At 47.3% G+C, this 21,019-nt stretch carries 22 protein-coding genes; 16 read left to right on the forward strand and 6 right to left on the reverse strand.

The genetic code is table 11. The features are described from left to right. Positions 1-6 precede the first annotated feature (6 nt). Entirely contained in the window at positions 7-990 is a 984-nt protein-coding gene (locus TOL_RS03095) for a serine/threonine protein kinase (protein ID WP_015485813.1), read from the reverse strand. Positions 991-1,051: 61 nt separating this feature from the next. Continuing rightward, complete coding sequence (locus tag TOL_RS03100; RefSeq protein WP_015485814.1) at positions 1,052-1,792, reverse strand: ComF family protein; 741 nt, start codon at positions 1,790-1,792, stop codon at positions 1,052-1,054. A gap of 56 nt (positions 1,793-1,848) precedes the next feature. Here TOL_RS03100 and bioB point away from each other — a divergent pair, with 56 nt between their 5' ends. From bioB to TOL_RS03130, 6 genes are all read left to right on the forward strand, one after another. Then, the gene (bioB, locus tag TOL_RS03105) at positions 1,849-2,913 is read left to right on the forward strand and encodes a biotin synthase BioB (RefSeq protein ID WP_015485815.1); all 1,065 of its coding nucleotides are present in this window, start codon (positions 1,849-1,851) and stop codon (positions 2,911-2,913) included. A gap of 105 nt (positions 2,914-3,018) precedes the next feature. Further along, the gene (locus TOL_RS18110) at positions 3,019-3,270 is read left to right on the forward strand and encodes a flagellar basal body rod C-terminal domain-containing protein (RefSeq protein ID WP_015485816.1); all 252 of its coding nucleotides are present in this window, start codon (positions 3,019-3,021) and stop codon (positions 3,268-3,270) included. Positions 3,271-3,292: 22 nt separating this feature from the next. Then, positions 3,293-4,180 carry a putative metalloprotease CJM1_0395 family protein gene (locus tag TOL_RS18115; protein WP_015485817.1) on the forward strand — a complete coding sequence of 296 codons (888 nt, stop codon included), beginning with the start codon at positions 3,293-3,295 and terminating at the stop codon, positions 4,178-4,180. A gap of 211 nt (positions 4,181-4,391) precedes the next feature. Further along, complete coding sequence (locus TOL_RS03120; RefSeq protein WP_015485818.1) at positions 4,392-6,197, forward strand: acyl-CoA dehydrogenase C-terminal domain-containing protein; 1,806 nt, start codon at positions 4,392-4,394, stop codon at positions 6,195-6,197. 170 nt (positions 6,198-6,367) lie between these two features. Next, a complete protein-coding gene (locus TOL_RS03125) occupies positions 6,368-8,158 on the forward strand; it encodes an acyl-CoA dehydrogenase C-terminal domain-containing protein (RefSeq protein ID WP_015485819.1) in 1,791 nt (596 codons plus the stop codon). 143 nt (positions 8,159-8,301) lie between these two features. Next, complete coding sequence (locus TOL_RS03130; RefSeq protein ID WP_081601072.1) at positions 8,302-8,919, forward strand: TetR/AcrR family transcriptional regulator; 618 nt, start codon at positions 8,302-8,304, stop codon at positions 8,917-8,919. A gap of 66 nt (positions 8,920-8,985) precedes the next feature. Here the strand turns inward: TOL_RS03130 and TOL_RS03135 are convergent, their stop codons facing one another. Beyond that, the gene (locus tag TOL_RS03135) at positions 8,986-9,345 is read right to left on the reverse strand and encodes an HPF/RaiA family ribosome-associated protein (protein WP_015485821.1); all 360 of its coding nucleotides are present in this window, start codon (positions 9,343-9,345) and stop codon (positions 8,986-8,988) included. A 122-nt stretch (positions 9,346-9,467) separates the two neighbouring features. Here TOL_RS03135 and TOL_RS03140 point away from each other — a divergent pair, with 122 nt between their 5' ends. The 6 genes from TOL_RS03140 to trpC all read left to right on the forward strand — a co-directional run bounded on the left by TOL_RS03140 (position 9,468) and on the right by trpC (position 14,981). Beyond that, a complete protein-coding gene (locus TOL_RS03140; RefSeq protein ID WP_015485822.1) occupies positions 9,468-9,974 on the forward strand; it encodes a hypothetical protein in 507 nt (168 codons plus the stop codon). Positions 9,975-10,052: 78 nt separating this feature from the next. Next, a complete protein-coding gene (locus tag TOL_RS03145) occupies positions 10,053-10,724 on the forward strand; it encodes an HAD family hydrolase (protein ID WP_015485823.1) in 672 nt (223 codons plus the stop codon). 232 nt (positions 10,725-10,956) lie between these two features. Beyond that, on the forward strand, positions 10,957-12,441 hold the full coding sequence (gene trpE / locus TOL_RS03150; protein WP_015485824.1) for an anthranilate synthase component I: 1,485 nt from the start codon (positions 10,957-10,959) through the stop codon (positions 12,439-12,441). A 42-nt stretch (positions 12,442-12,483) separates the two neighbouring features. Further along, positions 12,484-13,077: an aminodeoxychorismate/anthranilate synthase component II gene (locus TOL_RS03155; protein ID WP_041588384.1), complete on the forward strand. Its 594-nt coding sequence runs from the start codon at positions 12,484-12,486 to the stop codon at positions 13,075-13,077. Between the two features lie 14 nt (positions 13,078-13,091). Further along, positions 13,092-14,138: an anthranilate phosphoribosyltransferase gene (trpD, locus tag TOL_RS03160; protein ID WP_015485826.1), complete on the forward strand. Its 1,047-nt coding sequence runs from the start codon at positions 13,092-13,094 to the stop codon at positions 14,136-14,138. 42 nt (positions 14,139-14,180) lie between these two features. After that, positions 14,181-14,981 (forward strand): indole-3-glycerol phosphate synthase TrpC, encoded by an 801-nt coding sequence (trpC, locus tag TOL_RS03165; protein WP_015485827.1) that lies wholly within the window; start codon positions 14,181-14,183, stop codon positions 14,979-14,981. Between the two features lie 61 nt (positions 14,982-15,042). On the opposite strand, the gene crp is transcribed toward trpC, so the two are convergent. Next, positions 15,043-15,681 (reverse strand): cAMP-activated global transcriptional regulator CRP, encoded by a 639-nt coding sequence (crp, locus tag TOL_RS03170; protein ID WP_015485828.1) that lies wholly within the window; start codon positions 15,679-15,681, stop codon positions 15,043-15,045. Between the two features lie 188 nt (positions 15,682-15,869). On the opposite strand from crp, the gene TOL_RS03175 reads away from it, so the two are divergent. The 3 genes from TOL_RS03175 (at position 15,870) to TOL_RS03185 (ending at position 18,361) form a co-directional block, all read left to right on the forward strand. After that, a complete protein-coding gene (locus tag TOL_RS03175; RefSeq protein ID WP_015485830.1) occupies positions 15,870-16,292 on the forward strand; it encodes an OsmC family protein in 423 nt (140 codons plus the stop codon). 34 nt (positions 16,293-16,326) lie between these two features. Further along, a complete protein-coding gene (gene speD, locus TOL_RS03180) occupies positions 16,327-17,118 on the forward strand; it encodes an adenosylmethionine decarboxylase (RefSeq protein ID WP_015485831.1) in 792 nt (263 codons plus the stop codon). A gap of 64 nt (positions 17,119-17,182) precedes the next feature. Further along, positions 17,183-18,361, forward strand: a complete 1,179-nt coding sequence (locus TOL_RS03185) for an MFS transporter (RefSeq protein WP_015485832.1) — start codon at positions 17,183-17,185, stop codon at positions 18,359-18,361. A gap of 7 nt (positions 18,362-18,368) precedes the next feature. Here TOL_RS03185 and TOL_RS03190 read toward each other — a convergent pair whose 3' ends face one another. Both TOL_RS03190 and TOL_RS03195 read right to left on the reverse strand, forming a co-directional pair. Continuing rightward, complete coding sequence (locus tag TOL_RS03190) at positions 18,369-19,373, reverse strand: class I SAM-dependent methyltransferase (RefSeq protein WP_015485833.1); 1,005 nt, start codon at positions 19,371-19,373, stop codon at positions 18,369-18,371. Beyond that, on the reverse strand, positions 19,370-20,287 hold the full coding sequence (locus TOL_RS03195; RefSeq protein WP_015485834.1) for a MerR family transcriptional regulator: 918 nt from the start codon (positions 20,285-20,287) through the stop codon (positions 19,370-19,372). The genes TOL_RS03190 and TOL_RS03195 overlap by 4 nt, the downstream gene beginning before the upstream one ends. Positions 20,288-20,508: 221 nt before the next feature. Here TOL_RS03195 and TOL_RS03200 point away from each other — a divergent pair, with 221 nt between their 5' ends. Next, a complete protein-coding gene (locus tag TOL_RS03200; protein ID WP_015485835.1) occupies positions 20,509-20,976 on the forward strand; it encodes a PAS domain-containing protein in 468 nt (155 codons plus the stop codon). Positions 20,977-21,019: the final 43 nt, after the last annotated feature.

Below are 21,019 nucleotides of genomic sequence, written 5' to 3' on the forward strand. Positions count from 1 at the left end.
TCTGTATTAATAAACAGAAATAGAAAGCGGTTCTTCTTGTAGTGCGGCGAGTTGCTCGCGTAGTGATAAAAGATGTTCAGACCAAAATCGGTGTCCTTCGAACCAAGGGAAGGCGATAGGAAATGCAGGATCATCCCAACGCTGCGATAGCCAAGCTGCGTAACGCACAATTCGCACCGTGCGCAACGATTCAATTAAGCGCAGCTCGTGGTTAGGGAATGGTCGAAACATTTCATAACCTTCGCTTATGACCATTAATTGCTGGCGTTGTTCCGCACGGTCGCCACTTAGCAACATCCAAATGTCCTGCATTGCGGGGCCTTGAATGCAATCATCGAAGTCGACCATGTGTAAAACATCTTCACGCAGTAATAAATTTCCTGTGTGTAAGTCACCATGTAGCCGTAACGTTTTAAGTTTATCAGCCGGATATTGCTGATCGATATGTGCCAGTAAATCTCGAATTAATGATTCATAAGCGGGACGAAAGTCATCGGGCATTAAGCCGCATTTAAGTACTTGTTCTGCGGCGAGGCGAATATCGTCACCACCGCGAATGGTTGCGCGTTCGGCAAATGGCTTGCGACTACCAATGTTATGCAAACGCCCAAGCCAACGACCTAATAGTTCTAAGTCGTCTTCGTTGCTTAATTCTGGCGCATGTCCACCACGGCGGGGAAATAACGCAAAATAAAAACCATCAAACTCAAAGACACTTTCGCCACCATGCAAAATAGGAGCAACGACAGGAAGCTCTTCGCGTTCGAGTTCGAATAAAAACTGATGTTCCTCGGTAATGGCTGCGCGGCTCCAGCGCCCAGGCCGATAGAACTTGGCAATTAGTGGAAGTTGGTCTTCGATGCCCACTTGGTAGACGCGATTTTCGTAACTATTTAAAGCTAAGATGCGGGCATCGCAGAGATAACCAAGTGAATCGACGGCGTCCATAACACGTTCGGGTGTTAACGTGGCGTACGGATGAGACGACATAATGTTACCTCTAAGAAAAGAGCGCCATTATGCCTGTTCTATGCTCAAGCAGACAGCGCTGTTAATCGCTATTATTTATTCTTGGTAGTGTTCTCGCTAGGCACCAAACTCCCACTAGTCGGGCACCTTGATGGAGCAAGTGAGTTGCGGCGAGATCCGCTGTGGCGCCAGTGGTCATCACGTCGTCGATAATTACGACGTGCTTGTTAGTTAGATTTTGACTCCCGGCTAATAATCGGGATTTAAGTTGAGTTCGTCGCTGCTGCGCGCTCAACCCACGTTGATCTTTCCCGTACTTTTTGTGTAGGCATCCTTCAATAATCGGGATATCAAATTCGCGGCTAAGTTTACGCGCGATTAATTCACTAACATTGAAGCTGCGTCGGGCTAAGCGCCAGCGGTCGCTGGGTATGTATACTAGGGCATCGATGCTATCGAGACTATTGGGCGGGTTGTCTATCATCCAGCGAGCGAAATACTTGAGCCAAAAGCCATTACGTTGGTCTTTGCAGTTTCGAATCCAGTCGCTGAGCGGTGCTTGGTAATGAAAGTTACAGTGACTGTAGTGATAGGTTGGTGGGTGTTGTTGGCACTTACCACAACGCCCTGGCTGGGTTGTTGGTTCGCTACATTGCGCGCAACATAATTCTTGCTTAGGCAGTGAGTCGCGGCATTCGTTACAGATGATTCCTTCTTCTGGTGCCGACGCTAAGCAATAGATACAGATGCTTGTCTGTTTTAATGTTTGGTTGAAAAATAACCAGCTGTTAGCGATAAATCTTGATCTAGTTGACCAATCCATGAGTATCTTTATCATCCGTGGTAGTGATACAGCATTTAGTTTTAAGAGGTTACACCATGGCGCACGCAGCTGAGAATACCCACGATATCCGTCATGACTGGACGGTGGCAGAAGTTGAACAGCTGCTAAACCTGCCTTTTAATGACTTGCTGTTTCGTGCGCAGACGATTCATCGCCAGTATTTCGATCCTAATGCCGTGCAAGTGAGCACCTTGCTGTCTATTAAGACCGGCGCTTGTCCAGAAGACTGCGCCTATTGCCCGCAGAGCGCGCGCTACGATACTAAGCTTGAGAAAGAAAAGCTGATGGAAGTCGAGGCCGTGATTGAAAAAGCAAAAGCGGCCAAGGCTGCTGGCTCCGATCGATTTTGTATGGGAGCTGCTTGGCGCTCACCACGCGAGAAAGACATGCCCTATGTGATCGCAATGGTGAAAGGGGTGAAAGAGCTCGGTTTGGAAACCTGTATGACGCTCGGTATGCTGGATAACCAAAAAGCGGATGCTTTGGCTGAAGCAGGGTTGGATTATTACAATCACAACTTAGATACTTCACCTGAGTATTACGGCGAAATTATTACCACGCGCACCTATTCTGATCGCTTGAATACTCTAGCTAACGTTCGCAATGCCGGGATGAAGGTGTGTTCTGGTGGTATTTTAGGTATGGGCGAAACCCATCGAGATCGTGCTGGTTTACTAGTGCAGTTAGCGAATCTACCAGCTCATCCAGATTCAGTACCGATCAATCAATTAGTCAAGGTTGCTGGTACACCGTTGGAAAATGAAGGCGATTTAGATCCACTCGACTTTATTCGTACCATCGCTGCCGCGCGCATTATGATGCCGAAATCTCACGTACGTTTGAGTGCTGGCCGCGAAGAAATGAGCGAAGAAATGCAAGCTATGTGCTTCTTTGCTGGTGCTAATTCGATTTTTTATGGTGAGTGCTTACTTACTACGCCAAACCCCGCGGCCAATAAAGACCAGGCCTTGTTCCGTAAGTTGGGCATTAACTCCAATCATAGAGTCACTCAAGCTCCACAAGAGTTGGACGAAATTTTGGTTCAACCTGCTGCTGCAACCGCAGACAGCGAGCTCTTCTATAACGCATCAGCTGTCTAATGTGACAAATGCGTCTAAACGCTATCTAGCTTTGGCTTTTGGGTAGCGTTTAAATGCAATGTTGGTTAAATTGTATACAGATACACCAACATCCCCGAGGTGCATATGAATATCGGGTCTACTACTGGTTCTGCGTTCACGACGGCATCTTATGGCGTCAGCCAAGGTTCTGATCAAGTACAACGTGCTGCGCAAAGTGTTGCAGATGCAACCACCCAACGCCCTGTTGAAGGCACTGGCAAGCTGGCTTCGGCGATGACTGACATGAAACAAGGTCAGCAAGCAGTCGATGCTAACGCAAAAGTAATGCAAGCGTCAGATCAACAGTTGGGCACACTTATTGATACATTGGCCTAGTCGGTCAGCATGAGATTCTAGCGTGCAAATTTCAGTCGGTGCCCCCGGTTCATCAACACCTTCCGGTTCATTGGTCGGAGCTGCATCTTATTCTATCGATCCTTCGCTCCGTCCTTCGTTAACGGGCAAACCTGCCACTAACGAAAGTTTATATTCTCCAGACATTGTTGAAATTGGTTCTGTGGCATCGGCAGAAGAAGGTGCCTTCGTATTCGGTAAGCGCAAAGAGTCTGATACCTATTCGCTTACTCCAAAGCCTAAATCTGTTGACAGCGAAGATGCATCAGCGGAAGCAAGCTCCGATACTAGTGCTCAAACGTCTGCAGATGAGGCTAAGTTGGCCGAACTCAATCAGTTGCGTCAACGAGATCTTGAAGTGCGTTCGCATGAACAAGCCCACGCGAGTGTTGGCGGAGAGTTGGCGGGATCAGCGTCTTTCACCTTTGAGCAAGGCCCTGACGGTGCGCGCTATGCAGTTGCCGGTGAGGTGTCTATCGATGTATCACAAGTCAGCGGCAACCCTGAAGCTACCCTAGCCAAGATGCAACAAGTACGTAGGGCAGCGTTAGCGCCGGCTGAGCCATCAGCTCAAGATCGGCGTGTTGCGGCCATGGCCTCTCAGCGCATGGCAGAGGCGCGTAGTGAACTCGTTCAGCAGCAGCAAGATTTACTCAATTTAGAAAATTCTAAAAAGTCGGATCAGCAGACTTCTTTAGACGCTGAATTAAAAGCGGCGAAGAAAACTCAAAAAGAGGCTGAAGAAGGCGGGAATGACGAGCAGGAACGCATTAGTGCCGCTGAGCGCTTTGCCGAATTTAATGTGAAGTTGCGCCGTATCAATGAAACTTTGTTGCGCATTACTCAGCCCCCAGTCGTGCAAGCTGGTTCGTTGCTCGATGATGAAGCCTAATCTTATTTAGACCGTATTACCGACACAAAATGATTAAGAAGCCGACGTTTGTCGGTTTTTTTATGGCACGAATCCGTCGCCGCTGGGCTTGACAATTGCTCAATGCGAACGTATGTTTCAAACACTTGTTTGAATCTAGATCAGTTCGACTGATTGAAACCCTAAACAGCAGCCTAGCTGCAAGAACATTACAGGCAACGAGGTCATCCCAATGCCAGATTACAAAGCTCCCCTACGTGAAATTAAGTTCGTAATGGACGAACTGTTGGATATGCCTGGTCACTACGCCAGCATTCCTGCTTTTGCAGATGTTGCAACACCAGACATGGTTGACGCGATTCTGACTGAAGGCGCGAAGTTCTGTGAGCAAGAATTGGCTCCGCTGAACCGCATTGGTGATATCGAAGGCTGTACTCGTCACGACGACGGTTCTGTTACTACGCCAACAGGCTTTAAAGAAGCGTATGCTAAGTTTGTTGAAGGCGGCTGGCCTTCACTGGCACACGACGTTGAACACGGCGGCCAAGGTCTGCCAGAGTCTCTAGGCACTGTGATGTCAGAGATGGTGGGCACGTCTAACTGGTCTTGGGGCATGTACCCAGGTCTATCGCACGGCGCAATGAATACCATCGCGTTGCACGGTACTCATGATCAAAAAGAAACTTATCTGACTAAATTAGTTTCAGGTGAGTGGACAGGTACTATGTGTCTGACTGAATCTCATTGCGGTTCTGACCTTGGTATTCTGAAAACTAAAGCAGAAGCGAATGCCGACGGCTCTTACGCCATTACTGGTAGCAAGATCTTTATCTCTGCTGGTGAACACGATATGTCTGGCAACATTGTCCATATCGTATTGGCTCGTCTACCGGGTGCTCCAGAAGGTACTAAAGGTATCTCTTTGTTCATCGTTCCTAAGTTCCTGCCGAACGAAGACGGCACTCCAGGTGAGCGTAACACGCTGATCTGTGGTTCTATCGAACACAAAATGGGCATCCACGGTAACGCAACATGCGTTATGAACTTCGATGGTGCTAAAGGCTGGTTGATCGGACCAGAAAACAAAGGCTTGAACTGCATGTTCACCTTTATGAACACCGCTCGTATCGGTACTGCATTGCAAGGTGCAACAGCTTCTGAAGCGTCTTTCCAAGGTGCTTTGGCTTACGCTAAAGATCGTTTAGCTATGCGTTCATTGACGGGTCCTAAGGCGCCTGAAAAAGCGGCTGATCCAATCATTGTTCACCCTGATGTACGTCGTATGCTTTTGACTCAAAAAGCGTTCGCTGAAGGTGGTCGTGCACTTGTGTACTTAGCTGCTCAGCAAAACGACATCGTTAACAAAGGCGAAACCGAAGAGCAACGTAAAGAAGCTGATGAACTGTTGGGCTTCCTAACGCCAATCGCTAAAGCATTCTTGACTGAGACGGGTTCAGAATCTGCAAACTTAGGTATGCAAGTATTCGGTGGTCACGGTTTCATCGCTGAATGGGGCATGGAGCAGATTGTTCGTGATACTCGTATCTCTACAATCTATGAAGGTACTACCGGTATCCAAGCACTCGACTTGTTGGGCCGTAAGGTTCTGATGACTCAAGGTGCTTCACTGCGTAACTTCACTAAGATGGTTCACAAGTTCTGCCAAGCAGAAGAAGGCAATGAAGAACTTGCTGCTCTTGTTAAGCCATTGGCTGAAGTGAACAAAGAGTGGGGCGATCTGACCATGAAAATTGGTATGACCGCTATGAAGAACCGCGATGAAGTGGGTGCGGCTTCGGTTGATTACCTAATGTATTCTGGTTACGCAGTATTGGGTTACTTGTGGGCTCGTATGGCTAAAGTTGCACAAGATGCATTGGCTAACGGCACCACTGAAGAAGACTACTACAAGGCTAAATTAACAACCGCTAAGTTCTACTTCGCGCGTATTTTGCCACGTACTAAAGCACACGCAGCGACCATGCTAGCGGGTGCGGACAGTCTGATGGATCTAGCTGAAGAACACTTCGCGTTCTAATTTTGATCTATTGATAAAGAAAACCGCGCTTTGGCAATAATGCCGGCGCGGTTTTTTACTTTCTTTACTACCCATTCTCTGGATAGTGGTTAAAATAGCGGCATTTTGAGCCATTCGCTGGATATCTTGGCTCGCGACTGGTGGTCGTTAACGATAAAACGAGGTTAAACATGGCAGATTACAAGGCTCCATTGCGCGATATGCGCTTTGTTCTAGACGAAGTATTTGAAGCAGATAAGTTGTGGGCTTCTTTAGCGGGATTGGAAGGCGCGGTTGATATGGAAACCGCGGACGCCATTCTTGGTGAGTGCGGTAAAATCGCTAGCCAAGTATTGGCACCGATCAACCGTGAAGGTGACGAAGTTGGCTCAACTTGGAAAGACGGCGTAGTAACGGCCGCTCCTGGTTTTAAGGATGCTTATCAAACTTACGTAGAAGCTGGCTTGAACGGCTTGGGTGGTAACCCAGAGTTCGGCGGTATGGGCATGCCGAAAACTTTGGTTGGCCAAGTTGAAGAGATGGTTCAAGGCTCTAACATGGCCTTCGGTTTAGCGCCGATGCTGACCGCTGGTGCGTGTTTATCGTTGAACGCTCACGGTTCGCAGGAGCTTAAAGAGAAGTATCTGCCGAATATGTACACTGGCGTTTGGTCAGGTGCAATGGATTTAACAGAACCTCATGCTGGTACCGATTTAGGGATTATTCGTACTAAAGCTGAGCCTTCAGCTGATGGTTCATATTTAGTGTCAGGTACCAAGATCTTTATTACTTGGGGTGAGCATGATATGGCCGAGAACATCATTCATTTGGTGTTGGCTAAATTACCAAATGCGCCTGCCGGTCCAAAAGGCATTTCTTTGTTCTTAGTGCCTAAGTTCTTGGTCAATGATGATGGTTCTCTCGGTGAGCGTAACGCTATGTCTTGTGGTTCGATCGAACACAAGATGGGTATCAAAGGCTCTGCTACTTGCGTGATGAATTTTGATGGCGCTAAAGGCTGGTTGGTTGGTGAAGAGAACCAAGGTCTTGCTTGTATGTTCACTATGATGAACTACGAGCGCCTAGGCGTAGGTATCCAAGGTGTCGGTGCGGCAGAAGCTTCCTATCAGAATGCGGTTGAATATGCGTTAGATCGCATTCAAAGCCGAGCACCAACGGGTGCTGTTGCTAAGGATAAAGTAGCTGATCCGATTATTGTGCATCCAGATGTACGCCGTATGCTGATGACCATGCGTTCATTCAACGAAGGCGGCCGTGCATTCTCCACCTATGTTGCCGGTTGGCTGGATCGAGCTAAGTTCTCTGACAATGCAGAAGAGAAGAAGCATGCTGATGCGATGCTGGCCTTGTTGACGCCAATTGCTAAAGCCTTCTTGACCGATACTTCCTTAGAAGTTGCGATCATAGGTCAGCAGGTATTTGGTGGTCACGGCTTTATTCGTGAATGGGGCCAAGAGCAACATGTACGTGATATTCGTATTACCCAGATTTATGAAGGTACTAACGGAATTCAAGCATTGGATTTGATGGGACGTAAGATTGTTGGTAACAACGGCGCGTTCTACAAGTTGTTCGAACAAGACGTTAACGACTTTATTGCTAGCCAAGCAGCAAACACGGCTGCGGCTGAGTTTATCGAACCTCTGAAGGCTGCTATGGAAAACCTAGCAGATCTTACTCAATGGGTTATAGATCAAGCTCAGGGTAATCCAAATGAAATTGGTGCAGCTTCTCTGGAATACTTGCACGTATTTGGTTATGCCGCTTATGCCTACATGTGGGCGCGTATGGCGGTAGTTTCTTTGCCTAAAGCAAATGAAGACTTCTATAAAGCTAAGTTGGCAACTGCTCGTTTTTACATAAAACGCGTACTACCTCGTTACATTGGCCTAAGTGCTGTTGTGAAAGGCGGTTCAGAAAGCCTGTATGAATTAGACGAAGCTTTATTTGTAACGGCGTAAGCGCGGAAGCAATGATGAAAAAGCCGCCTTCGGGCGGTTTTTTTGCTTGTTAGGGCAATTGATCTGAGTATTGGCAGCGGCTGACCATTCTTAGCGGGCACCTAATAAGGTAAACTTGCGACTACATAACACTATGATGGCTGATGTCGATACACATGGAGCGTTTAAGCGAAATGAACAAAGAACTTGATAAGCGGGTAGAGCGATCGCGCCGTCTGCTCATCAATACCTTGCTAGAGTTAATGGCAGAGCGTCCTTATTCAAAAATTTCGGTTGCCAATATTTGTGAGCACTCAAGTGTTGCACGTCCGACGTTCTATCTGCATTTTCGCTCGAAGGATGATTTATTACGTTACTACATTGAGCAGATGTTTTTACAATTTGCCGAGCAAATTGATCCAATTCTGACGGCTTCGCCGACGGTTGATCCAGAGATTGCGACGATTATGTTCCGTCAGTGGCAGGAGCATGCAGATTTAGCGCGCTTGTTGGTAGCGCCGGATGTCGAAGCGATTTTGCTGAACGAGTTTAAGCGCTACGTTGGTCACGTGATCGACCGTTTTGTCGAAGCTCACAAATTAAAGATCAGCAGTGATAGTAAGATTCACTATGTTGTGGATTTCTTGGCGGGTGCGTCGTTCTCAGTGATTGTGCGTTGGATTCGCGAAGACTTCAAAGAAACGCCAGAAGAGTTATCGGCGTTGTATGCGGACCTTTCTCGTCCAGGTCTTATTCAAGTGCTAATGAGCGGTAAGCTTTAATTTCAGTAACTTGTCGAACAACAGGTGCCTTGCGGCACCCGTCCTCACGTAATTAACTCAACAGCATCAAATGGGGTTTACAACGAGCCCTGCGCGACGACTTTTATCAGCTCGACGCTTATGAATCTTCAAGACTTTTCGTTGGGCTTTTTCAAAGGCATCTCTAACCGCGACATACATATTCTCATGCTCGGGGTTGTCATGATGGTCATGGGTGATTGCGACGGTTTCACCGGGCAGACCGACCTCTAGCGATACGTGGGCCAAGCGGCCTTTGTTACTGTGATTGTGCGGCATAGCAACGACAGCCCTAATACTCGTGATGTCGTCGAAAGTACTGCTGAGTTTACTGGCTTTCTCGCGGATGTTTTGTTCAATCGCATCGGAGTGGCCGATGTCACGGAAGCTAATTTCCAAACCTTTCATACTCGCTCCTTTTGTTAGTTGCGTAATCAGGATGGACTATTTACATTACTCCTGCCGATTCTCAGGTCAACCCATTTTATGTAGCTATACTAAAAAGATCACAAAACTGACAAGTTGTTGCCATGATTACTTTACTTTCATTTTATCGTGGAGAATGTTCGGATATTCAAGGGCTTAGCTTGGATGAGCGTTTAGGGATTGCGGCAAAACAATGGCAAGAACTTGACACACTTTTACCTTGGTTATTCCCATGTGGCGCAGAAACTAATGGTGCTTTGGGTCTGTCTGAGAGCGAAATCCGTCAATTTGTGTTCGACGCAGAAGCGACATCTGGTCTGTACGATATGCTGCGAACTGTGCTGCCACTATTTGGCATTACCTTCTGGGATAGTGCTCAAGGTTATGCGGCGGAAGTACACGCAGAGCAGCTTGCCGAGGCTGAGATTAGTGCACGGTGTGCGCTGTACTTGCCAGGGGTAGTAATTACATTGCAGCGCTTAGGTTTGGGCGCGCAGCAGCAGGTATTAGTTGCGGCGTTGCAGACCTATGCTGACGATTACGCGGACACCGCAACAGCGAATGTTTTGGCCATGATTGAGGAAATAGTTAAGCAGACGGATGGTCAGTAATAGTTTACTGCGCGCCGCTGTTGGCCTTTAGCGGCTGTGTGATAGGCTACCCCCTAAATACTGAACAAGGAGAACGACATGCGGGTCTATGATGTTCCCGTCGTGTTCTTCGATCTCGATGACTCCCTAATTAATAAAGACGCCAATAGCTTGTGGATTCGTTGGCGTTTCCGTAGTGAGCGCTGGGCCATAGTCGAAGCTATGCTCGCCTTAGCTTCGTTATATCGAGCCTATAAGCGCGGTCGTGTTACTCATTGGCGCTTATCAAATTATTATCGCACGCGAACTCGTGGCATGAATCTAGCAAGTTATGAGCGGCGAGTAGAGCAGTTCTTTACCGAGCGCGGTCAGCTGCATATCTATCCTCAGGCCGCTTCTTTGCTGTTTGCTTACGAACGTCAGGGCACGGAATTGGTAATGATTACTGGTGCTGATCATGTGATAGCAGAAGCATATGGGCGCGCACTCGGTATTCCACACGTCATAAGTAATCGTTTGCGAGTTGAAGGAGAAAAGATCGTCGGATTGGAGCGGCCTATGTGCTACGGCAGTGGCAAGGTAGCTCTGGCGCAGGCATTTCTTCAAGCGCGTGGCTTATCGTTTACGGATGCGGCGTTTTATACCGATAGTCATGCCGATATTCCTTTGCTTGAGTTAGTCGCACAGCCGGTAGTACTCAATCCTAATGAGCAACTACGCAATGCTGCAACTTTGCGCAATTGGCCTTGCCTTGATTGGCGCATAGAGTAAATGCTTAGACAGCAGCCGTGACTTGCCGCGCGGCGATCATCTGGTATAGTTCACTCATCATTTTTATTGCTTTTTACGGAGCTAGCGGTGTTTTTTCAATATAACCGCCCCCTACAACAGGGTCAGCATCTGACTCGTCGATGGTGTTAAACGCCACTCTTGTTGACCGCACCTAGACTTTATTTAGTGGTGTGCGGATTTTTTGCGCGTTTTTAACATTTCAAGGTTCTGTATGACTCCGCAACAATTTGCTGCTCTTGCCGAGCAGGGTTTTAACCGTATTCCAGTCGCTCGTCAGGTTTTGGCCGATCTCGATACGCCTTTAAGCACATATCTCAAATTGGCGAATGCGCCGTATACCTACTTGTTTGAGTCTGTTCAAGGTGGCGAAAAGTGGGGCCGATATTCAATGATTGGTTTGCCATGCCGCGAGGTTATTCGTATTACTGGTAACACCGTTCTGCAAGAAAGAGACGGCGACGTAATCGATCAAGTGGAGGTTGCTGATCCGCTGCAATTTATTAGTGATTTTCAGCAACGTTATCGTGTGCCTCCTATGCCGGAATTGCCTAAATTCGACGGCGGTTTAGTAGGCTATTTTGGTTACGATACTGTGCGATATATCGAACCACGATTAAAAAATTCGTGCCCAGAGGACGAATTAAATACTCCTGATATTTTATTAATGGTATCGGAGGAGGTCGTAGTATTTGATAATTTAAGTGGAAAATTACATTTAATTGTATTGGCCGATCCAGCGGAAACGGACGCTCTAGCCAAAGCAGAATTGCGCTTGGGTGAATTACGTGAACAGCTTCGTCGACCTTACATTGGCCCAGTAGGTGCTGCCTTAGCTCAGCCGAAAACAATTAATGAAGATGATTTTCGCTCCTTGTTTGGTGAGCAGGAATTCATGGCTGCGGTTGAGCAAATCAAAGAATATGTATTGTCCGGAGATATCATGCAATGCGTTATTTCGCAGCGCATGCAAGTCCCTTTTGCGGGTGATCCCGTTAATGTATATCGCGCTTTACGCACTTTGAATCCATCACCTTACATGTACTGCCTAAATTTAGGTGATTTTCATGTAGTCGGTTCATCGCCTGAAATTTTAGCGCGATTAGAAGATGGTGAAGTAACGGTTCGTCCGATTGCCGGTACGCGTTATCGTGGCCAAACGCACGAAGAAGATGTCGCTCTTGAAAAAGAGTTACTGTCTGATCCGAAAGAAATTGCCGAGCATTTAATGCTAATTGATTTAGGACGTAACGATGTTGGTCGTATCGCCAAGACTGGTCAAGTTGAAGTCACCGATCAAATGGTGGTTGAGCGCTACAGTCATGTTATGCACATCGTTTCTAATGTGACAGGCCAAGTTAAAGAAGGCATTACGGCTATGGATGTTCTACGAGCAGTGCATCCCGCTGGAACGTTGAGCGGTGCACCTAAAATTCGGGCCATGGAAATTATCGACGAATTTGAATCAACCAAGCGCGGTGTCTATGGCGGTGCGGTGGGGTATTTAAGTTGGAACGGTAATATGGATACGGCAATTGCGATTCGTACTGCCGTGATTAAAGATGGTTATCTTAATATTCAAGCCGGTGCTGGTGTTGTGGCAGATTCTATTCCAAGACTGGAATGGAAAGAAACTATGAATAAAGGCCGTGCCATGTTCCGTGCAGTCGCGATGGCTGAAGCTGGATTGGATCAGTAAACGAATTTTAAGGATCGCGTTGGCGACCCATAGGAAGCAAGCATGTTGCTCATGATCGATAATTACGACTCATTTACGTACAACGTCGTACAATATTTTGCTGAGTTAGGCGCGGATGTGCGCGTCTATCGCAATGATGAAATCACCATTGAGCAAATCGAAGCATTGAACCCCGACCACCTAGTGATTTCTCCCGGGCCTTGTACGCCGAACGAAGCGGGTATTTCTATGGCGGTGATTGAGCATTTCGCCGGCAAGTTACCTATTTTGGGGATTTGCCTAGGCCACCAAAGTATTGGTCAGGTGTTCGGTGGGAAGATTATCCGAGCTGGGCAAGTGATGCACGGTAAAACATCCGATGTGCATCATGCCAATTTAGGCGTATTTGCGAACCTGCCGAACCCATACAAGGCCACACGCTATCATTCGTTAGTTATTGATAAGAATCATTTGCCTGATTGCTTAGAGATTACTGCATGGACGGAAAATCAGGATGGCAGTATGGAAGAGATTATGGGCGTACGACATAAAACCTTGGCCGTAGAAGGTGTGCAATTTCATCCTGAGTCGATACTGACTGAGCATGGTCATGCACTCTTAAAGAATTTTTTAACCACGACACTGACTAGTCGCTAATCGGGGAGCAATGTATGGATATCCGCCAAGCACTAGCGCGTGTTGTTGAGCGACAAGACTTAACCACCGCAGAAATGATCGACGTTATGCGCTTAATCATGACAGGCCAGTGTGACGATGCGCAAATTGGTGCTTTTTTAGTCGCATTGCGTATGAAAAGCGAAAGCATTGATGAAATCGTTGGTGCGGTCACTGTGATGCGCGAATTGGCGACCGGCGTAACGGTAAAGCAAGATCATGCTGTCGATATCGTTGGTACAGGTGGCGATGGTGCCAATTTATTTAATGTCTCGACTGCATCGTCATTTGTGGTTGCTGCAGCTGGTGGCACGGTGGCGAAACATGGTAATCGTGGCGTGTCGTCTAGTTCTGGTAGTGCGGATTTGTTAGAAGCTGCAGGTGTTAATTTAGCGCTAACCTCTGAGCAAGTTGCTCGTTGTATTAATGAGTTGGGCGTTGGCTTTATGTTCGCACCATCACATCACAGTGCAATGAAGCATGCGATTGGCCCTCGTAAGTCGCTCGGTTTACGCACCATATTTAATATTCTTGGTCCTATGACCAATCCCGCTGGTGTGCGCAATCAAGTGATAGGCGTTTTTGCAAAAGCTTTGGTTCGTCCTGTGGCGGAAGTATTGCAACGGTTAAATGGCGGTCATGTCATGGTCGTACATTCACAAGATGGGTTGGATGAAATTAGCTTGGCGGCACCCACCTATGTATGTGAATTGCGCGATGGTGAGCTAAAGGAATATGTATTGACACCGGAGCAAGTGGGTATTGAGTCGCAAGTATTAACTGGGCTTGAGATTGACAGCGCTGCGGCAAGTTTGACGCTGATTCGTGATGCTCTGGGTAAACGTGAAACAGCTGCGGGGAAAAAAGCAGCGGATATGTTAGCAATTAATGCCGGTGCTGCGATTTATGTAGCAGGATTAGCAAAAGACTTAAAAGATGGCGTGGCGATGGCCGAAGATGCAATTTGTACGGGCCTAGCGCTAGAGAAGATGAACGAATTAGTCAGTTTTTCAAATTACCTAGCAGCGGATAGTGCTGAATAATATTGTGGCACTGTTTTGCCCACGACGCGTTTGGAATTAATTATGAATACCCCAACAATACTGAAAAAAATCCTCGCAACGAAAGCGAGTGAAGTGGCTTTTCGCTCTAAAACACATTCGTTGAGTGAATTAAAAGCGCGTGCGGTCGATTGTGATAATGCGGAATTACGTGGTTTTTATCGCGCATTGAAAGCCAAGGTGGATGCTGGTCTCCCCGCTGTTATTGCTGAAGTTAAAAAAGCATCACCATCGAAAGGTGTATTTCGTGAAGATTTTGTACCGGAGGCCATTGCTGAATCCTACGAAAAGGGTGGCGCTGCGTGTTTGTCGGTATTAACCGATCGCGATTATTTTCAGGGCCATGAAGATTTTTTAGTGGCTGCGCGTAAAGCATGCTCGTTACCGGTCATTCGCAAAGACTTTTTAATTGATCCGTATCAGATTTATGAGGCTCGTCTATTAAACGCCGACTGTGTTCTCTTAATCGTTTCTGCATTGAGTAAAATGCAGCTGCAAGATTTAGAAGGCATTGCGCACGAGTTGGGTATGGATGTGCTGGTGGAAGTGCATGATGGTGAAGAGCTAGAAACGGCACTGACACTGGCGACGCCATTGGTGGGTATCAATAACCGTAACTTGCATACCTTTGAGTTAACGCTAGAAACCACCTTTGGCTTGTTGCCTTATGTACCAGCAGATCGTTTGTTGGTTACCGAAAGCGGTATTTTGGTACCTGAGGATGTGGCATCGATGCGCCAACGCAACGTCAATGCCTTCTTGGTGGGAGAGGCCTTTATGCGCTGTGATGAACCGGGTGAAGCTCTACAGGCACTTTTTTTCTAAGAGTTATCCGTGCAATTAGGCGGGAGTTTCCTCCCGCTTGGTTGATATTCAAAGCGCTGACCTAGCGCGTGCCGAATACCACGATCGTCTTACCGGCCACACTGATTAGCCCTTGTTCTTCTAGGCTCTTCAGTACTCGTCCTGCCATCTCGCGCGAACAACCAACAATACGACCAATTTCTTGGCGTGTGATCTTGATTTGCATACCATCGGGATGCGTCATGGCATCGGGTTGTTTGCACAAATCCAATAATGTACCTGCAACGCGACCCGTGACATCTAAAAATGCCAAGTCACCCGCTTTGCGAGTGGTGCGAGTTAAGCGCTGAGCCATTTGGCGGAAGATGCGGAAAACGAGCTCGATATCGGATTCTGCTAACTCGCGGAAACGCGAATACGAGATTTCAGCCACTTCACATACTGTCTTGGCGCGAACACTGGCAGTACGAGGGCTATTTGCTTCGTCGAATAAACCCATCTCACCAAAGAAGTCGCCTTCATTGAGGTAAGCCATGATCATCTCACGGCCCTCATCATCTTCGATCACAACACTGACTGAACCTTTCATTAGGTAGTAGAGTGTGTCGCTCGCATCGCCTGTGTTTATTAAGGTGGTACGTGCTGGATAACGTTTCGTGTGGCAATGCGTTAGAAAGTTCTCTAACGGTGCATGAATGGATGGAATACGCGGAATGATCATTTAGGGTTCCTTGCTGATCGCTGCTCTGATTATTACCTATCCGTTGGCACAGTAGAACCGTGGAAAGAGGCCAATTACTCATTTATCTCGCTTTTTTTGCTGATAACTGTGGTTTTTTTGCTCACTGAGTTATCTCAGTGGGGTAGCTGTGGTAATCTGCGCGCTTTCGTCTGGTAGCGGAGTTTTTCATGAAGGCGACGGTAAAGTGGGTCGATAATGCGATGTTCTTGGGTGAGTCTGGTAGTGGTCATGCCATTGTCATGGACGGACCAGAAGATCACGGTGGCCGCAACATGGGGATTCGCCCTATGGAGATGCTGTTACTTGGCTTAGGTGGTTGTACTAGTTTTGATGTGATGAGCATTTTATCGAAGCAGCGTCTTGATGTGCATGATTGTGTTGCTGAGATTGAAGCGGAGCGCGCAGATGCGGTGCCGAGTGTCTTCACTAAAATTCACGTTCACTTCAAAGTCAGTGGCCGCAATCTAAAAGAATCGTTAGTTGAGCGGGCAGTAAAACTGTCGGCTGAAAAATATTGCTCTGCATCGATTATGTTAGAGCAAGCTGGCGTCGAAATTACCCACAGCTTTGCTGTAAGCGAAACAGACTGAGCGGCTAGATCGCACGATATATGAGGATCCTGTATTGAATAACAAATTGCGACTTCATGGTTTCAACAACCTGACTAAGTCATTGAGCTTTAACATCTATGACATCTGTTATACCAAAACAGAAAAAGAGCGTCAGGAGTACATTGAGTATATTGATGAACTCTATAGTGCAGAACGTCTGACTAAAATTCTAACGGACGTTGTTGATATCATTGGCGCAAATATCCTGAACGTAGCCCGTCAGGATTATGAGCCTCAAGGTGCGAGTGTGACCATTCTGGTTGCCGAGCATGAAACACCGCCAGCAGAAGAGCTGATGGAAGAGAACCCAGGTCCGCTGCGCGATACTGTGGTTGCTCATTTGGATAAATCGCACGTTACCGTGCATACCTATCCTGAAAGTCATCCTCACGGTGGCATTAGCACCTTCCGTGCGGATATTGATGTGTCTACTTGCGGTTTGATTTCGCCACTGAAAGCATTGAACTACCTGATTCACAGCTTTGATTCGGATATCGTGACCGTTGATTATCGTGTGCGTGGTTTTACTCGTGACGTCGATGGTGTGAAGCACTATATCGATCACAACATCAATTCGATTCAGAAGTACCTGACTGAAGATACACGTAATGCGTATCAGATGATTGATGTGAACGTGTATCAAGAAAATACCTTCCACACCAAGATGCTGCTGAAAGACTTTGAACTAGACAACTATTTGTTTGGTGAAGGTGTTAAGACAATGGATGCCGCTGAGCGTGAAGACGTCGAAGCGAAATTACGTAAAGAGATGTTAGAAATCTTCTACTCGCGCAATATGCCGTAATAGAAGTAAGCTGCCTATTTCGCATAGGGTGGGCAGCTTATTTGCCGATTATAGGAATACTTCAATGACGCTGTTGCAAGGGTTGATGGTGGCTCAGGCACTCGCATTGAGTGCTGCTCCACTCATGATGTTTGCCGGTGGTGTCATTGGCGCACGCTTGCACAATAATCCTTCTTTAGCGACCTTACCTGTTGCCGCCATGATCATTGGTACGGCATTAGCGGTATTACCTGCAGCCGCCATTGCTGCTCGGTTTGGTCGTCGAGTTCTATTTATCAATGCCATGTTATTCGGTTCAGTTGCATCATTAGCAGCGGCTTTAGCGATTTATAAAGAAACTTTCTGGGGTTTTGTCGCTAGCGCAGTTTGTTTCGGTGGTGTGGCGGCTGTCGTACAGCAATTTCGTTTTGTTGCGATGGCGAGCGTGACAGCGGATAAGCATGCAGTGGTGGCGGCGCGTTTGCTGCTGGTGGGTATTGTTTCGGCTTTTTTGGGACCTGAACTGGTTACTTTAGCAGCGTGGTTTCCTCGGTTAGATATGAGTGCAGCCTTTATTGCACTGGCATTATTTTTTACGTTAGCCGCCGCGGTCTTAGCCATGGTTGTTCCGCGGCAATTAGTCACGACTGAAAGTGCGCGGGCAACAGGGAGGTCACTATCTGAACTCTTGTCTCAGCCGACGCTGTGGTTGGCGACGCTATCAGCGAGCTGTGGTTTTAGTGTGATGTCTTACATCATGACCGCGACGCCGATTAGTATGACCTTGGTGGATGGCTACGCATTGGCCGATGCTAAGTGGGTTATTCAAAGCCACATCGCGGCGATGTTTTTACCTTCGCTCATTTCTGGTTATTTGATCCAAGGGTTAGGGCATGTGCGCATGATTGTTGCGGGCCTAGTATCCATGTTGCTTTGCATTGCGGTAGCTTGGTGGGATCGATCATTACTGCATTATTGGTTAGGGCTATTGTTGTTGGGCTTTGCTTGGAACTTACTTTTTGTTGCAGGAACCTCTTTGCTGACTCAATGCTATCGTCCTGAAGAGGCGACCCGTGTGCAGGGTTTTAATGATTTACTTGTTTTTGGTGGTCAGGCACTTGGGGCTATGGCGTCGGGTGCAGTGGTTTTGCTTCTTGGGTGGCAAGGCTTGTTACTATCTGCCTTACCACCGTTGATGATTTTAGCCGCCGTATTAGTTTGGCAACAGGTGAGTATCAAACGAGCGTCAGCCGCTGGTTTGTAATTGCGGGCTAGCGTGGTTCTTGCGCGCAAATCAATTTGAAACCCTTCTCTTGTACCATGACTTCTACATGGTCAAAGGCTTCTTGCGCCCATTCTTCGTAACCTAAGTGACGATTAGCGATTAGCCATAACTGTCCGTCTTTGACGAGGTGTTGCTTCGCTTGTTTGAAAAGGTTCTGCGCGAATTGGTAATCGGTATTCTTACCTTGGTGAAACGGCGGATTGGTAATAATGAAGTCAAATCGCCCATCTATGGAGGTCAAACCATCGCTGTGTAGGATTTCAACCGGTAACGCTAAGCGCATACTGTTGAGTTGAGCACTGCGCAGAGCAAATGCATCAACATCCGTTAGTACCACCTCTAATGACGGGCTGCGCTTTTTGAGGCTAAGGCCAATGACGCCAGAGCCACAACCTAAGTCGAGTAGCCGACCGTGTGCAGGCGCGGGAAGGTGTTCTAACAAGACGGATGTGCCGCTATCTAAACTGCCATGACTGAACACTCCAGGCAGGGTAAGGTAGTCGGCGGCATCCCATTTAAATGAGCGTCCCATCGCTAGCCAGTTAAACTTTGTAACAGGTGTTAGGTCTATAGACCATAGTGAGCAATGGCGCGCGCTATCCAATTTTGTGGTTGAGCTACTGAATTCTTTGCAGGCACTGCCAATGCTTTTACCACCGGCGTCATTAGCGGCAACAACATAGCAACGCTTTGCGGTAGTGGCGATGAGCTGAATAAGCGCTTGAGCAAAAGGTTTGGCTTTAGGCCAAAGCAAAATTACGGTGCGATCTTGCAGTTGATCTGTAGTCGGTAAACCAAATGTGATCAATTTATTGTCGATATGACCTTGATAAGCTTGAGCCGTTAGCCAGTCCCACGTGTTGATCTGTAACTCGTTTTTTTTTACTACTGATAGCCACTCACCGCTGAAGTCTTTTGCTGAACCCAATACGGTGGTCTTGGGGGTTAGTAAGTCAATATGGCGGAGCAGCAGATCGTATACGGCACTCATTCAGGTAAGCCTAATAACATGTCTCGAACATTGATGGCATCTTGTTGTAGATCGCCGTTGAGGGTAACGAGCCCTTTTTGTCGTAAAGTTGTTTGTTCATCTGCTTGTTGGCCGATGACAAAAATAGCGGCACCGGATTCAAGGACCATGCGCTGTAATTGTTGCTTTTGTGCATCACTGGCGTGTTTAGGGATGCGCAATACAGCCCCTTGCCACTGTTGGTGTCTTAGTAACTCGGTAATATCATCCGTGGCGGTCAATCCAGCTAAGCGCACAATGCGTAATCCGAGTTGTTTCAGCAATATTGCTAACAACAACATATCTAGGTCGTCATCTTGAGTGGTATTAGCAACTACAAGCGTACCTTTATATTCAAGGTTACTTTCTTCACCTAAGCGCCCAGCGAGTCTACCTTGGAGAAAACCGCCGTAAAACTGCATGCGGGCTTGCCCCAAAGGCTGGGTAACTTGATCGCGCAAATGTTGATACATAGGGATCAATAAGAAGCGCAAGGCGATATCTATAGGAAAAAACTGACTCACTTCATCGGCAACGGTGCTCAGTTGCGCAGCATCAAATTGTTGTACGCCTTTGGCCAAAGACGCACGATACTGATGCCATTGCGACGGCTGTGGTTGGCTTATCAATATGGTTTCTGGTTCCGGATCGCCGCTATCTATCATGGCTTTAGCCTGTGATACCGGGACTCCGCGCTCTAATAGAGACACAACCTTACGAATAAGCTGAATATCGGATTCTGTATAGAGTCTATGCCCTTTGGCCGTGCGTTTGGGCGTAATTAACCCGTAACGTCGTTCCCATGCGCGAAGAGTAATGGCATTAACACCGGTCTCGTTCGAGACGACCCGTATAGGATAGTAAGCCGCTTGCGGCTCGGATGTTGGGGATGACATACCCTGGGCCTGTTCCTAAAATTGTACAAAGCTGAGCAAATTCTATAAGTAGTTATACAGAATGTAAAAGAATGTCCGAACACACGCTAAGTGTTCGGTCGCACTTTCTGCGTTTTTATAGACTTCCGTTCTAGCGGAAGGCGTAGTACCGTGTTCGAAGTTTGCCGTAAGGATGATTCCCGACTGCGGCTTAGAGCGATATTTAATGGTGGAGTACAGAGATGGTCATCGACCACAATGATGAGCAAGGGCCAATCAGTTTAGAGCTGTTGAAAAAAGCGGTAGATGCCTCGAACGACGGAATTGTCATTGCGGAACAAGAAGGTGACGACAATATTCTGATCTACGCTAATAAGGCTTTTGAGCGTCTGACTGGCTATCATGTTGACGAGATTTTGTATCAAGATTGCCGCTTTTTACAGACAGGGGATCGAGATCAAACGGGCTTAGATACGATTCGCGAAGCGATTAAGCAAGGCAGCAGCGCTCGGGTTGTATTACGTAACTACCATAAAGATGGTTCGATGTTTTGGAATGAGCTGAGTATATCGCCAATTTATAGCGATGAAGATCAGTTGACCTATTACATCGGCATCCAAAAAGATGTCACCGCGCAGGTGGAAGCTGAAGCGCGCGCTAAAGCGGCGGAGCAAGAACTGGCCGAGCTTAGAGCTAAGCTAGCTCAGTAGAGTGATACATGTCTTATAAAAAAGGGAGCCTAGGCTCCCTTTT

Source organism: Thalassolituus oleivorans MIL-1 (assembly GCF_000355675.1).
Classification (GTDB): Bacteria; Pseudomonadota; Gammaproteobacteria; order Pseudomonadales; family Oceanobacteraceae; genus Thalassolituus; species Thalassolituus oleivorans.